This window comes from Vibrio sp. 10N.261.52.C11, from assembly GCF_041471405.1.
In the GTDB taxonomy this organism is placed as follows: Bacteria; Pseudomonadota; Gammaproteobacteria; order Enterobacterales; family Vibrionaceae; genus Vibrio; species Vibrio crassostreae_C.
The window spans coordinates 130,788-143,358 of the sequence record NZ_JBFROI010000009.1 but is presented as its reverse complement, the minus strand read 5'-3'; the positions used below and the strand labels follow the sequence as shown (position 1 = coordinate 143,358).

Here is a 12,571-nt window from a genome sequence, read left to right as displayed (position 1 = left end):
TCCTTCCAGTTTTAGCTTCTAAGTATAATTGTGAATGGGACAAATGTTTTGATGAGAATCAGTCTTCGTGCTCAACCACTTTAAAGCAATCCCTTGCAGCATGGCTATTGGTTAGATAAAGCGCTAACCACAGCAGCAACAATAGGGTGATGCCATTTGACCAACGGAACCATCCGTTATCCAAATAGATTAAATAAATCGTATGGGAGCCCTGTGCCAAGATAGCCATCATGGTAACCCAACGTCCCCATGACACGACTTTGTTAAGGCGCTTTCTATCTGGCGATCTTAGCCCAAATAACCACATCAGCAGCAAACTAGGCACACTCAACGCGATCCCGACATAAAACATCTGATGGTCTGGGTAGATTATCTCAAGAATATCGGTTCCCGATTCTCGGCTTGCGCCTGCAACAATGAAAACGACCAAGGCTTTCGCAAGAAACAACCAACCTAGCCAGAGCAAGATTGGAGCTTTCAAAAAGCCGTGCTTGTCGTATTGTTCTATGGAGTACCGCACAAATCTCACTTTCACTTATTTTCAAACCAACACTTTAACGCAAATCATTCATACTTAACTAGCTTTGCGTTATCTTAGTAGCCAATCCGTTTTAATTGTCGAACTCAGTATGAAAAACAAAACTAATACGCCCTCTGTTGAATCTCAACAGGAAGCACTGAAGATAGCCAAAGCGACTCAAAAGCCAGCTCAAACCAAAGAACAAACTAAACTGATTGCTCAGGGTATCGAGAAAGGCATCGCACTGTACAAGAAACAGCAAAAAGAACGCAGCCGCCAAGCCGATAAAGCTAAAAAGCGCGTACAGAAAGAGAAGCAGACTCTACAAGCGAACCAAGACCAAGACCAAGAACAGAATGTCGACTTGGATAATGAAACAACATCAAATCACGCCAGTAAATTGCCGTGGTTATTATTGTTCGCTAGCTGGATAGGCTTCGCGATTTATTTGATGAAATAACAGGATAAGCGTATGAAAAAGGAATTAATCGCTTTGGCTATGAGTAGCGTGTTACTCGGTTGCACGACACCGACATCAACGCCTCATAGCGAAGCTGCCAACGTGCAAATGGATTACCATGGCGTGATTAATATCGATAAATGTCAGTATAAAGGGGAAGTCACAGGCAGCGAAGGCCATTGGTACAACTACCTGTTTTACCCAAATGACACATTGATTCAAGGCGCCATGAATCAACTCAAGTCGAATACGATTGAGCTAGGCGCAGATACCGTGATATTCACACTTCCCCAAGATTTTTCCACATCCGTGACTATGCTTGGTACCGCCTACCTGTGCGAGTAAGCAACTAAAGCGGCATATCGATATGCTTTGATTTTATGACACCCAAAAGAAAGCCAGCTTTCGCTGGCTTATGCACTAAATCCAAGGCTTGTTGCTATATCGCCTTTACGCTGGATAACCCATTGACTGTCAAATGGCCCCCAGTCGGATAACTGGTAATAGCCATCATTATGACGTCGCCCATCTTGAACAAACATAAGTTCGATACCGATCCCCGGTAACGCCTTGAGTACATCTTGAATAGTACGACGAGGCCACCCCGTTTTTTCGATGAGTTTAGGCACATTTGGCCTATCAAGGCTTTCCACTAACAATGCTAAATATAGCCGCCTTGCAAAAACAGGACTCAACTCCATTGACACCTCCTATATATGTGCAGCTCAATTATTTCTTTTTTCGCTGACAACATGTTGAGGCTGATCAATAAGTCTCCAATAGTGACATTTTCTTACGCTTTTTTTTCACTCTATGAAATATTCATCACTCTATTTTGTCTGAGTTGCTGCTTCCTGATAGGATTCAACTCATAACAATGAAATAAAATCACTCAAAGGAAGAATAATGACTATCACCATGTTTGGTATCCCAAATTGCGACACCATTAAAAAAGCAAAGAAATGGCTCGAAGCTGAAGGTATCGAGTTCGAATTTCACGATTATCGCAAACAAGGCATCACAGAAGAGCTAGTAACAAGCTTCTGCTCTGAGCTAGGTTGGGAGCTTGTGCTAAACAAACGTGGTACGACTTATCGCCAACTTTCTCAAGAACAGAAAGACACCCTAACAGAAGAAAAAGCGGTGACTTTGCTTGTTGAACAACCTGCAATGATCAAGCGCCCAATCTTAAAAGTTGAGGGTAAGCTTCACATCGGATTTAAAGCCGACCAATACGCGGCTATTTTTGCTTAGATCGTTGTATTTACATAGACAGACAACAGGACGTTGATCAGTGAATCAGCGCCTAAAAATTAATGACTAGACGTTTTATTTAAACAAGGAATTCAAGGATGACAGATAGCCCAACTTTGGCTCTGGCAAAAGACCTAATCAGCCGTCAATCGGTAACACCAGAAGATGCAGGCTGCCAAGACCTGATGATTGAACGCTTAAAAGCACTCGGTTTTGAAATCGAAGTGATGGTATTTGAAGATACGACCAACTTCTGGGCTCGTCGTGGTACTGAAGCGCCTCTGTTTGCTTTTGCTGGTCACACTGATGTGGTACCTGCAGGCCCAATCGAACAGTGGAACACTAAACCATTCGAACCGACTATCGTAGACGGTTTCCTACATGGCCGTGGCGCTGCTGATATGAAAGGCTCTCTGGCTTCAATGATTGTTGCCGTCGAGCAGTTCATTGCCAAACACCCAGACCACACAGGCTCAATTGGTTTCCTGATCACTTCAGATGAGGAAGGTCCTTTCATCAACGGTACTGTACGTGTTGTTGAAGCATTAATGGCGCGCGGTGAAAACATCGATATGTGTATCGTTGGTGAACCATCGAGCACTGAGTTCGTGGGTGATGTCGTGAAGAACGGCCGTCGTGGCTCTATCACTGGCGACCTAACGATTAAAGGCACACAAGGTCATGTTGCCTACCCTCACCTAGCAAACAACCCAGTACACAGCTCTCTGCTTGCTATTAATGAGCTAGCAACAACTGAGTGGGATAAAGGTAATGATTACTTCCCGCCAACCAGTTTCCAAATTCCAAATGTGAGTGCGGGTACTGGTGCTTCAAACGTGATCCCTGGTGAGTTTAATGTTCAGTTTAACCTACGCTTTAGTACAGAGTTAAGCAACGACATCATCGTTGAGCGCATCACAACGACACTCGACAAGTATGATTTCGAATACGACCTAAGATGGACATTCAATGGCGACCCGTTCTTAACAGACGCAGGTTCACTGCTTGATGCTATTGTTGATGCAGTGGGTCACGTCAATGATGTGAAACCAGCACTGCTAACGACTGGCGGTACATCTGATGGTCGCTTTATTGCACGTATGGGCGGACAAGTGGTTGAACTAGGCCCTGTGAATGCAACGATTCACAAGGTTAACGAATGCGTGAAGGTAGCCGATTTAGAAAAGCTAACTGACATGTACGAAAGAACATTAGTGAACCTATTCGCTAAATAGTCTTTCATCAGCGATTCATAGCATCCAATTATTGAGAGACTCGTTATGACACCAGAGCAGCTTACCGGACAATCAGATTCTCATCTAGAGCCTAGCCTGATCGGCACCAAGACCTTCTTGGTCCACAGTGAGGTTAAGAATGACCTGAATAATTTGATTGAAGCTGCTCAGCTCGCTGGTTTTAAAATGGAGATTGCCAGTGGCTTTCGCGACTATGAAAGGCAATCTCTGATTTGGAACCGTAAGTTTTCTGGTGACGCTCCAATATTAGATTCAGAAAGCCAACCACTTGATGCTTCAACACTCAGTGAGCACCAAAAACTGTCAGCCATTCTTAGGTGGTCTGCCCTTCCCGGTGCGAGCCGTCACCATTGGGGCTGTGACTTTGATGTCTTTGCTCGAAACAACTTACCAGAAGGTACACAGCTGCAATTAGAGCCATGGGAATACCTTACTGGCCACCAGCAAGCATTTTACCAATGGTTGTCTGTTCATGCTTCACAGTTTGGGTTCTTTTTTCCTTATAGCGAAGACCTTGGTGGTGTGGCGATCGAACCATGGCATATCAGCCATCGTAAAGTATCGGAGTCGTGTTTATCACAGTTATCTCCGACTTTACTTGGCAAGCAACTCCAATCTAAGCCAATATTAGGGTATGAGATTATTATGGAGCAGCTAGACGAGATCTACGCACGCTTCGTAGCGAACATCAGCCATTAGGAGCGCTTATGTTAGAGTGGCTTACAAACCCTTGGGTTATCATCATCATCGCAGTTAGCGTTGTTGTGGGTAACATCGCAGCGCTCAAACAGACAGCCAATATGGATCTGACGGGGCGTGGTAAAACTGAGCGAGATTTAGATAAGCTCAATCGCTTGGATAAACTTAACCAAGAGAAAGCTGAAAAAGAAGAATCCAAAGACAATAAAGACGCATAGCCTTTTGCTTTGGCTAATCAGCTTGATTGACCAATTTTGATTGACCAATGTAGCCTGATGACAACGAATACAATAAAAAAGAGGACACAGTGTGTCCTCTTTTTTATTTGCTTTTGCTAATCACAAGGCTGATTTAACTCAGCTTGTGACGGCTTGAATGACTACTCAGCTTTCGCTTCTTTGTCATCTTTGGTTTGGTCAGCAATATGCGCTAATACCGGAACCATAGACTTAAGCAGCTCTTCTTCTACTGGCTTACCTGATGCATCCGTTACGTTGATTGACGTACGGTTGCCAAGGTCACCAAATAGGAAGTTGTAAGTGCCTGGCGCTAAGTCGATAGGCTGTAGGCCAATTTCTTCCCAGAACTCATCATCTGGTGCTGCGTACTTCGCCTTCACCGTACCCTGAGATTGATTGCGTTCTTCAAGCTCAAAGCCCATTTCAGGCAACAAGTTAGGCAGACGCTGCCAGAATACATTGTATGGCGTACGAGCAATAATCACAGGGAAACCACTACGGTCAGCACCCATTGAAATTGGAATACGCTTCACCAACTCTTGCGCTTTCAGCGCCGCTTCAGCACGAAGGTTTTCATCGTACTTAGCCATAACTAGGTTGGTCAGGAACGCGTTGTAACGCTCTTTATTGGTTGCCGTTACTGTTTTCTCTTCAGTACCTTCACGCCAATCAATCAGATTAATCTTGAAGCCATGACGGTTGTTTGCTTGGAAGCGAGAGATAGAGTAACGACTACCAATCTCTACGTCTTCATCTTCAGAAACCCAAGTTACCCAATCGGTCTCAATCTCATTCTCTGATTGCTCACGAATACCAATACCACGTTGAGCCAGCATATCTACAGCCGTTTGCCACACGCGGTCTGCCTCTTCTGCGCGAAGAAGCCATAGTGTCACTTCACCGTTTTGACGCTCAGCACGAGCACCCGGGATCAGTTCAAGAACCTGTTGCGGTGGACGAATATCCACTTCACGACCAGTACCACCACTGAATTCACCGCTTGGGATGTCAAAATTTGGGTAGAACTGAGGCTGAGCATCTACAGGCAATTGCCATTGTGAAAACTCAGGTGTTTCTAAGTATTCGAAATCATCTTTGGCTTGGCGACGTTGAGTCGGGTTGCCAGAACATGCTGTAAGAACGAAAACAGCCAGTGACCCAATCACTAGCTGGTGAGAATACTTCATTTATACTCCTAAATGCCGAAGGTTCGCTTCGGCATCACTTCATACGTTTTAGTAAATGCACGCTTCAGTCATTGCTTGAGCAACAACAGGTTGAGCTGGCTCTGACAGTTCAGTCAGCGGTAGACGTAAGCCACCTTCAGCAATCAGACCCATTTTATGAACCGCCCATTTTACGGGAATAGGGTTAGACTCAACGAACAAATTCTTATGTAGAGGCATCAAACGCTCATTGATCGCTTCCGCTTCTTCAAACTTACCTTCTTTTGCTAGCTTGAACATGGTTGCCATATCAGCGGCTGCAACATTGTTCGTTACAGAGATCACGCCATCGCCACCACGCTTAACAAATTCTAGGCCTGTTAAGTCATCACCACTTAGTAAGATAAAGTCTTCGCCACAAAGTTCACGGTGAATTGCAATTCTGTCGAGATCACCCGTCGCATCTTTCAGTGCAACGATGTTTTCGATCTCAGCAAGACGAGCAACCGTTTCTGGCAACAAGTCTACCGCAGTACGACCTGGAACATTGTATAGAATTTGTGGAACGTCACTGACTTCAGCAATCGCTTTGTAGTGTTGGTACAAACCTTCTTGAGTCGGTTTGTTGTAGTAAGGCGTTACGCTCAGGCAACCAGCAATACCAGAACCATTCAACAAACGGCTGAATAGAACAGATTCATGAGTTGCATTTGCACCTGTACCAGCGATAACGGGAATACGACCATCAGCAAATTCAACGATCTTGTTGACGACTTTGACATGCTCTTCAATAGTGAGTGTTGAAGACTCACCTGTTGTGCCAACCGCAACCAGACCATCACTACCTGCAGCAATATGGTGCTCAACTAACTTTTTAAGGCTGTCGAAATCCACTTCACCATCTGTATTAAATGGCGTAACTAGCGCAACGATACTTCCTGAAAACATGTCTATCTCCCTTAATTTATTCTTTTTGCATGTTACTGTAAGCCAATCAATAAACACAAGACATTAAAGTGGCTTACCGGCAACATCTGCATTAAATATTGTCGTATGTTTGAGGTAAAACGACTTCTAACGGCGTTCTACCTAGAATTTGGGAACCTGCACTCAATCTAGCGGATAGCACATCACTGGATGTCAGTAACAAGTAAGCTGTGCTCTCATCGCTCTATCTCATTTTTTAACGCGCTCGATATTCTTATCATTGGTTGCATGTTCGAAGCAAGGTCGCACATAAAAAGCCCCGCACGCACGCTTATTCCACGAGCTAACTGTGCTAACATGCATGAATCAATGGAATATAAAGAGACGTGATTTTATGACTCAACATCTAGTAATCACAGCTGTGGGCACTGATCGCCCAGGTGTATGCAACCAAGTGGTTCATTTAGTCACCCAATCAGGCTGTAACATTATTGATAGCCGTATCGCCCTGTTTGGCGAAGAATTTACGCTTATCATGCTGCTGTCTGGAAAGGCAAACAACATTACCCGCGTTGAAACCACCTTGCCCTTGCTTGGACAAGAGCACGACTTGATTACGATTATGAAGCGAACCTCAACTCATGATGTTATTGAGAACTCTTACACAGTAGAGGTGTTCGTTGAGTCAGACGATAAAATCGGACTTACTGAGCAGTTTACCCAGTTCTTCGCAGACCGAAACATCGGCCTCGATTCGTTAAGTGCACGAACCATCAATAAATCTAAGGTTCAACTCGACAACGACCAATTCCATATCTCTATTACCGCTTCTGTGCAATCAGAATGTAACTTGATGCAGCTACAAGAAGAATTCGATTCGCTGTGTCAGAGCCTATCAGTCCAAGGCTCGCTCAACTTTATCAAAAACAGTCTTTAAAAAGGAAATGTCATGAATACGCTAACGGCTGGTGTTCCAGCACCTGCTTTTTCTCTTCCAGATCAAGATGGCAATATCGTATCTCTTGGTGACTTCAAAGGTAAAAAAGTACTTTTCTATTTTTACCCTAAAGCAATGACTCCAGGTTGTATTGTGCAAGCGGAAGGCCTGCGTGATATCAAAACACAGCTTGATGACCTAAACGTGGTTGTTCTAGGTGTGAGTGTTGACCCAGTAAAACGTCTACCAAACTTCGTTGAGAAGAAATCTCTAAACTTCACCCTGCTATCTGATGAAGACCACAGCGTTGCTGAACAGTTTGGCGTTTGGGGCGAGAAAAAATTCATGGGTAAAATCTACGACGGTCTGCACCGTATTAGCTTCCTAATTGATGAAGAAGGTCAGATTGAACATGTCTTCAACAAGTTCAAGACTAAGACTCACCACGAAGTGGTTCTAGATTACTTCAATCAAGAAGCTTAAGGGCGATTTGAGTGAGTTAATGACTTAGATTCATCACTTTCTAAGGCAATAGCAACACTCATTAAGCTAATTATTAAGCTAAGAGCAAAAAGGCCGAACATCATGGATGTTCGGCCTTTTTCTATAACAAGATCAATTACTTTTGATGTTCGGGGTCATCGTCTAATGCGTGACTCGGTAAGGCATTCCAAACCGCCTTAACTAACGTTGCCAACGGGATAGCAAAGAACACGCCCCAGAATCCCCACAGTCCACCAAACACTAACACGGCAACAATAATGGCCACTGGGTGCAGGTTCACCGCTTCAGAGAAAAGAACAGGAACGAGCACGTTACCATCTAGCGCTTGGATAATACCGTAAGCGAGAAGCAACCAGTAAAACTGAGGTTCTAATCCCCACTGGAACAAACCGACAATCGCGACAGGAACGGTCACAGCCGCCGCACCGATATAAGGAATCAGTACCGAGAAGCCAACCGCGACAGCCAGCAGAGCTGAATAACGTAAATCTAGAATCGCAAAGGTCACGTAGCTGACACCACCGACGATCAAGATCTCAAGGACCTTGCCGCGAATATAGTTCGAGATTTGTTGGTTCATCTCAACCCAAACCTTGGTCGCTAGACGACGGTTTTTAGGCAACACGCCACTCGCCATGCTGATCATCTCTTCTTTATCTTTTAATAAGAAGAAGATCAGCAGCGGCACAAGAATCAAGTAAACCGCAAGCGTAGCCAAGCTCACAAGAGAAGCCAAAGAACCTTTAACAACACTTTCACCAAAGCCTAATGCTTTGTTTTTCGCGTTAGACACAATCGATTCAACGATCTGCAAGTTTGCTAACTCAGGATAGCGCTCAGGAATCGTCGCGATGAACTTCTGTAAGCCGCCATACATACTTGGAATATCATTGATGAGGTTACCCACTTGCTCCCAAATGGTAGGCACTAAACCAAACAGCGCCAGCAACATCAGGCTAAAGAACATCATGATCACCAACATCACCGAAGGCGTTCTTGGAACACCGAGTCTTTGAAGTTGGGTAACAGGCCACTCAAGCAAATAAGCCAACACAATTGCAACCAAGAGTGGCGCAATTAGGTGACCAAAGAAGTAGATCGTAATAAAGCCGAAGAGAATGATGGCAACCAAACTGACAGCATGGGGATCAGAGAAACGTCGTTTATACCAACGATTGACCATTTCAAGCATCTGACTGCAATTCCTTTTTAGTGACGAGGAGATGATGGTAATTAGAGCAAACCTCAGTGATGACGTCATAGGCTTGCTTAGACAAATAAGTAACAATATCTTTCATCGAGCTGTTATCAGAGACATAAATTGACAATGACTGCCCTACTTCTAACTTTACACTGTGACGCTTGGCTAATAATAGCGCCATTGGACAGCGCTCTTGGCGTAAATCTAGAATATTAGGTGTCATTCTTGAGCTCGATGCTTATTATAAGGGTCGTATTGTAATCTGTTTTTGAAAACGCGCCATCATTCATTCATCCTCCTTCATGATAGCGCACGCACTTGGCAAAGGTTAAATCAGATAAAGAACCAATTTCCATTGCACTTGTCTTACTGTCAGAAGAAACGGAGTATTACTGACTAATATGTTTAAACGCGCTCGCTCAATTGCTTGCTTATGCATCGCAGCTACATTAAGCACCCCAACTATGGCGAATACCAATAGTTTGGAGCTACCAGATATCGGTACCGCTGCTGGCGGCACACTCACTATCGACCAAGAGCTTATCTATGGTGATGCCTACATGCGCATCATCAGAAGTAGCCAGCCTATCGTAAACGACCCAGTTCTAAATCTATATATTGATACTCTTGGCCATCGTCTGGTCGCGAACGCAAATGATGTAAAGACACCTTTCCAGTTCTTTATGATCCGTGACCGCAACATCAACGCCTTTGCTTTCTTTGGTGGTTATGTTGCTTTGCACTCAGGTCTATTCCTGCATGCACAATCTGAAAGTGAATTAGCTTCTGTATTAGCGCACGAAATCGCGCACGTAACCCAACGTCACTTAGCGCGTAGTATGGAAGACCAAGCGCGCCGCTCTCCAGCAACCATTGCAGCGCTAGCAGCCTCTGTATTACTGGCAATTGCAGCTCCTGAAGCCGGCATTGCAGCCCTAACGGCAACGACTGCGGGTAATATGCAAAGCCAAATCAACTACACCCGTAGTAATGAAAAAGAAGCCGACCGCTTTGGTATCAACACGCTAGCAAAAGCTGGGTTTGATGTGAATGCGATGCCACGTTTCTTTGGCCGTTTAGCTGATGAATATCGCTATGCGAGCACACCACCGCCAATGCTACTGACTCACCCATTACCAGAAGACCGAATTACCGATTCACGTGCTCGTGCTCGTAGTTACCCGCCACTGAAACTGGCTCCCTCTCTGGACTACCACCTAGCAAGAGCCCGCATTGTTGCGCGCTATGCTGGCATTAATAATGATGCTGCTCTTGATTGGTTTGAGCGTCAGCTAAAGAAAGCCCCTAAAGCTTTGGTTCCGTCATTAGAATATGGCCAAGCACTGGTTTACCTAGACTCTAAAAAATTAGACAAAGCAGAGCCCATCCTGAACAAGCTGATTAACAGCGATCCAACCAACCTGTTTTATCTAGATGCTATTTCGGATCTGCACATCGAGAAGAAGCAGCCTGAGATTGCGATTAAAGAACTTAAATCGGCACTGGTTCGTCAACCAAACAACCCGGTTCTGACCATTAACTACGCCAACGCACTGATTGAAAATGAAGATCTTCAAGAAGCGGTTCGCGTATTGCAGCGTTACACGCACGATAACCCGAATGACACCAATGGCTGGCACTTACTTTCAAAAGTAAATACGAGCCTTGGTAATAGCGACGAAGAACTGGCTGCTCGTGCAGAAATTTTGGCACTGCAAGCCAACTGGAACAAAGCGATTCAGTACTACACGCAAGCAAGCCAAATCGCAGAATTAGGAAGCCTAAAACAAGCACGCTACGACGCTCGAATTGATCAGATAATGATTCAACGAGAGCGCTTCTTGTCGCTACAATAGAGTGTTTACTGGTAACAGCTCGTTACCAGAATAAAAAGAAAGCTCAACGTTACACAAAAAAGAAGTCACCCCTGGTGGCTTCAGCTAAACAACTAAATCAAAAATAATAATGAGGAAGAACCATGTCTGTCGTGATTTATCATAACCCACGCTGCTCAAAGAGCCGTCAAACTCTAGAAGTGCTTCAGGAAAACGGCGTACAGCCAGAGGTCATCAAATACCTGGAGACTCCGTTAACAGTTGAACAGCTGAAAGTACTGTTCACTCAGCTTGGTTTTGACAGTGTTCGCGACATGATGCGCACCAAAGAAGCGGACTACAAAGAAGCAAACCTTGGCGATGCTTCAGTTACTGATGAAGATCTTTTCGCCGCGATGGCAACCAATCCAAAACTGTTTGAGCGCCCAGTCGTTGTCGCGAACAACAAAGCAAAAATTGGTCGTCCACCAGAGCAAGTGCTAGAGATTCTGTAATCCAATATGAGCATTAACATTCTTGTTCTTTATTACAGTCGCCACGGCAACACACAAGCTCTAGCAAGGCAGATTGCACGAGGGGTTGAGTCTATCCCAAACTGTGAAGCCATGTTAAGAACGGTTAACGACGTGTACACGGTAGAAGAGCAGCCTGATTCACGCTATCAACCAACCGATCCTATTGCCTCGTTACAAGAGCTTCGATCTTGTGATGGTTTGGCGCTAGGCAGTCCGGTTTGGTTTGGTAACATGGCCGGGCCAATGAAGCACTTTTGGGATAGCACGACATCAATGTGGATCAATGGTGATCTCATCGATAAGCCAGGTTGTGTATTTACCTCTTCTTCATCATTGCATGGTGGTCAAGAGACAACACAACAAAGCATGATGTTGCCCCTGCTTCATCACGGCATGTTAGTCGTGGGCATCCCCTACTCAGAACCGGCGCTGCACACCACTCAAACTGGTGGTACGCCTTATGGTGCAAGCAGTACTGGAGAGAGCGCTTCACTTAGCAAAGAAGAGATTGAGTTGGCGCAAAACCTAGGTAAACGCCTAGCGCGCATCGCAATAAATCAGAAGGGAATTTCTCAATGATGTATATGCCAGAGAAGGCTATGTCTCCCAAAACCAAGCTATTTCGCTACCTTGCTTTAGCGGGCAACTTGTCGCTTTTATTCTGGGTGGTGGCTTGGCAGATGACGCTTTCACCGCACCCTCATCTCAGTAATGTCACACTGGCGATTGCTTGGGCTATCCCGCTGTTATTGCCATTACCGGGCATTTTAGCAGGAAAACCTTATACGCACGCATGGGCAAATTTCGTCTTGATGCTCTATTTCCTACACGCATTAACTATCTTGTATGTAGACGATGGTGAACGTTTATTAGCGGCTGTAGAACTGCTTCTGACGACTCTAGGTTTCGCGGGCAATATCTTATTTACTCGCTTTAGAGCCAAAGAGTTAGGCATCAAGTTGAAGCGTCTTTCTGAAGTAGAAAAGAGAGAAAAAGCTAAGTTCGAGCAATAATATTGAGCCCATGCTTTTAAACTGACCGCTTACAAACAAAAAGCC

Annotated in this window: 18 protein-coding genes; 12 read left to right on the top strand and 6 right to left on the bottom strand. The window is 44.8% G+C overall.

What is annotated here, in order from left to right:
• Nucleotides 1–58: 58 nt before the first annotated feature.
• Complete coding sequence (locus AB4323_RS02995) at nt 59–520, bottom strand: DUF2919 domain-containing protein (RefSeq protein WP_136982704.1); 462 nt, start codon at nt 518–520, stop codon at nt 59–61.
• Between the two features lie 109 nt (nt 521–629).
• Between AB4323_RS02995 and AB4323_RS02990 the strand changes: the two genes are divergently transcribed.
• On the top strand, nt 630–980 hold the full coding sequence (locus tag AB4323_RS02990; protein WP_372109928.1) for a DUF2956 domain-containing protein: 351 nt from the start codon (nt 630–632) through the stop codon (nt 978–980).
• Between the two features lie 12 nt (nt 981–992).
• A complete protein-coding gene (locus AB4323_RS02985) occupies nt 993–1,325 on the top strand; it encodes a DUF4156 domain-containing protein (RefSeq protein WP_372137934.1) in 333 nt (110 codons plus the stop codon).
• Nucleotides 1,326–1,393: 68 nt separating this feature from the next.
• Here AB4323_RS02985 and AB4323_RS02980 read toward each other — a convergent pair whose 3' ends face one another.
• Nucleotides 1,394–1,681 (bottom strand): helix-turn-helix domain-containing protein, encoded by a 288-nt coding sequence (locus AB4323_RS02980; RefSeq protein ID WP_004734273.1) that lies wholly within the window; start codon nt 1,679–1,681, stop codon nt 1,394–1,396.
• A 205-nt stretch (nt 1,682–1,886) separates the two neighbouring features.
• Between AB4323_RS02980 and AB4323_RS02975 the strand changes: the two genes are divergently transcribed.
• The 4 genes from AB4323_RS02975 (at nt 1,887) to AB4323_RS02960 (ending at nt 4,407) form a co-directional block, all read left to right on the top strand.
• On the top strand, nt 1,887–2,234 hold the full coding sequence (locus tag AB4323_RS02975; RefSeq protein ID WP_017060699.1) for an ArsC family reductase: 348 nt from the start codon (nt 1,887–1,889) through the stop codon (nt 2,232–2,234).
• A gap of 98 nt (nt 2,235–2,332) precedes the next feature.
• Nucleotides 2,333–3,469, top strand: coding sequence for a succinyl-diaminopimelate desuccinylase (dapE, locus tag AB4323_RS02970; RefSeq protein WP_017060700.1), 1,137 nt, complete (start codon nt 2,333–2,335; stop codon nt 3,467–3,469).
• A 45-nt stretch (nt 3,470–3,514) separates the two neighbouring features.
• Entirely contained in the window at nt 3,515–4,189 is a 675-nt protein-coding gene (locus AB4323_RS02965; RefSeq protein WP_372151573.1) for a M15 family metallopeptidase, read from the top strand.
• An 8-nt stretch (nt 4,190–4,197) separates the two neighbouring features.
• Complete coding sequence (locus AB4323_RS02960; RefSeq protein WP_017071057.1) at nt 4,198–4,407, top strand: DUF2897 family protein; 210 nt, start codon at nt 4,198–4,200, stop codon at nt 4,405–4,407.
• Nucleotides 4,408–4,568: 161 nt separating this feature from the next.
• Here AB4323_RS02960 and bamC read toward each other — a convergent pair whose 3' ends face one another.
• Both bamC and dapA read right to left on the bottom strand, forming a co-directional pair.
• Nucleotides 4,569–5,615, bottom strand: a complete 1,047-nt coding sequence (gene bamC, locus AB4323_RS02955) for an outer membrane protein assembly factor BamC (RefSeq protein ID WP_017060703.1) — start codon at nt 5,613–5,615, stop codon at nt 4,569–4,571.
• 48 nt (nt 5,616–5,663) lie between these two features.
• Nucleotides 5,664–6,542 carry a 4-hydroxy-tetrahydrodipicolinate synthase gene (dapA, locus tag AB4323_RS02950; protein WP_017060704.1) on the bottom strand — a complete coding sequence of 293 codons (879 nt, stop codon included), beginning with the start codon at nt 6,540–6,542 and terminating at the stop codon, nt 5,664–5,666.
• A gap of 373 nt (nt 6,543–6,915) precedes the next feature.
• Between dapA and AB4323_RS02945 the strand changes: the two genes are divergently transcribed.
• Both AB4323_RS02945 and bcp read left to right on the top strand, forming a co-directional pair.
• Complete coding sequence (locus AB4323_RS02945) at nt 6,916–7,458, top strand: glycine cleavage system protein R (RefSeq protein ID WP_017060705.1); 543 nt, start codon at nt 6,916–6,918, stop codon at nt 7,456–7,458.
• 12 nt (nt 7,459–7,470) lie between these two features.
• Entirely contained in the window at nt 7,471–7,941 is a 471-nt protein-coding gene (bcp, locus tag AB4323_RS02940) for a thioredoxin-dependent thiol peroxidase (protein WP_017060706.1), read from the top strand.
• A gap of 136 nt (nt 7,942–8,077) precedes the next feature.
• Here bcp and AB4323_RS02935 read toward each other — a convergent pair whose 3' ends face one another.
• Entirely contained in the window at nt 8,078–9,154 is a 1,077-nt protein-coding gene (locus AB4323_RS02935; protein ID WP_017060708.1) for an AI-2E family transporter, read from the bottom strand.
• The gene (locus AB4323_RS02930; RefSeq protein ID WP_017060709.1) at nt 9,147–9,386 is read right to left on the bottom strand and encodes a sulfurtransferase TusA family protein; all 240 of its coding nucleotides are present in this window, start codon (nt 9,384–9,386) and stop codon (nt 9,147–9,149) included. The genes AB4323_RS02935 and AB4323_RS02930 overlap by 8 nt, the downstream gene beginning before the upstream one ends.
• Nucleotides 9,387–9,564: 178 nt before the next feature.
• Here AB4323_RS02930 and AB4323_RS02925 point away from each other — a divergent pair, with 178 nt between their 5' ends.
• The 4 genes from AB4323_RS02925 (at nt 9,565) to AB4323_RS02910 (ending at nt 12,526) form a co-directional block, all read left to right on the top strand.
• A complete protein-coding gene (locus AB4323_RS02925; protein ID WP_372151570.1) occupies nt 9,565–11,019 on the top strand; it encodes a M48 family metalloprotease in 1,455 nt (484 codons plus the stop codon).
• A 122-nt stretch (nt 11,020–11,141) separates the two neighbouring features.
• Nucleotides 11,142–11,492: an arsenate reductase (glutaredoxin) gene (gene arsC / locus AB4323_RS02920; protein ID WP_017060711.1), complete on the top strand. Its 351-nt coding sequence runs from the start codon at nt 11,142–11,144 to the stop codon at nt 11,490–11,492.
• Between the two features lie 6 nt (nt 11,493–11,498).
• A complete protein-coding gene (gene wrbA / locus AB4323_RS02915) occupies nt 11,499–12,092 on the top strand; it encodes an NAD(P)H:quinone oxidoreductase (RefSeq protein ID WP_017060712.1) in 594 nt (197 codons plus the stop codon).
• The gene (locus tag AB4323_RS02910) at nt 12,089–12,526 is read left to right on the top strand and encodes a DUF2069 domain-containing protein (protein ID WP_017060713.1); all 438 of its coding nucleotides are present in this window, start codon (nt 12,089–12,091) and stop codon (nt 12,524–12,526) included. The genes wrbA and AB4323_RS02910 overlap by 4 nt, the downstream gene beginning before the upstream one ends.
• Nucleotides 12,527–12,571 lie beyond the last annotated feature (45 nt).

Excerpts from the sequence above, each read along its gene's own strand:
- AB4323_RS02990 (WP_372109928.1), top strand. The coding sequence starts at position 630 with ATGAAAAACAAAACTAATACGCCCTCTGTTGAATCTCAACAGGAAGCA.
- AB4323_RS02985 (WP_372137934.1), top strand. The coding sequence starts at position 993 with ATGAAAAAGGAATTAATCGCTTTGGCTATGAGTAGCGTGTTACTCGGT.
- AB4323_RS02980 (WP_004734273.1), bottom strand. The coding sequence starts at position 1,681 with ATGGAGTTGAGTCCTGTTTTTGCAAGGCGGCTATATTTAGCATTGTTA.
- AB4323_RS02975 (WP_017060699.1), top strand. The coding sequence starts at position 1,887 with ATGACTATCACCATGTTTGGTATCCCAAATTGCGACACCATTAAAAAA.
- dapE (WP_017060700.1), top strand. The coding sequence starts at position 2,333 with ATGACAGATAGCCCAACTTTGGCTCTGGCAAAAGACCTAATCAGCCGT.
- AB4323_RS02965 (WP_372151573.1), top strand. The coding sequence starts at position 3,515 with ATGACACCAGAGCAGCTTACCGGACAATCAGATTCTCATCTAGAGCCT.
- AB4323_RS02960 (WP_017071057.1), top strand. The coding sequence starts at position 4,198 with ATGTTAGAGTGGCTTACAAACCCTTGGGTTATCATCATCATCGCAGTT.
- bamC (WP_017060703.1), bottom strand. The coding sequence starts at position 5,615 with ATGAAGTATTCTCACCAGCTAGTGATTGGGTCACTGGCTGTTTTCGTT.
- dapA (WP_017060704.1), bottom strand. The coding sequence starts at position 6,542 with ATGTTTTCAGGAAGTATCGTTGCGCTAGTTACGCCATTTAATACAGAT.
- AB4323_RS02945 (WP_017060705.1), top strand. The coding sequence starts at position 6,916 with ATGACTCAACATCTAGTAATCACAGCTGTGGGCACTGATCGCCCAGGT.
- bcp (WP_017060706.1), top strand. The coding sequence starts at position 7,471 with ATGAATACGCTAACGGCTGGTGTTCCAGCACCTGCTTTTTCTCTTCCA.
- AB4323_RS02935 (WP_017060708.1), bottom strand. The coding sequence starts at position 9,154 with ATGCTTGAAATGGTCAATCGTTGGTATAAACGACGTTTCTCTGATCCC.
- AB4323_RS02930 (WP_017060709.1), bottom strand. The coding sequence starts at position 9,386 with ATGACACCTAATATTCTAGATTTACGCCAAGAGCGCTGTCCAATGGCG.
- AB4323_RS02925 (WP_372151570.1), top strand. The coding sequence starts at position 9,565 with ATGTTTAAACGCGCTCGCTCAATTGCTTGCTTATGCATCGCAGCTACA.
- arsC (WP_017060711.1), top strand. The coding sequence starts at position 11,142 with ATGTCTGTCGTGATTTATCATAACCCACGCTGCTCAAAGAGCCGTCAA.
- wrbA (WP_017060712.1), top strand. The coding sequence starts at position 11,499 with ATGAGCATTAACATTCTTGTTCTTTATTACAGTCGCCACGGCAACACA.
- AB4323_RS02910 (WP_017060713.1), top strand. The coding sequence starts at position 12,089 with ATGATGTATATGCCAGAGAAGGCTATGTCTCCCAAAACCAAGCTATTT.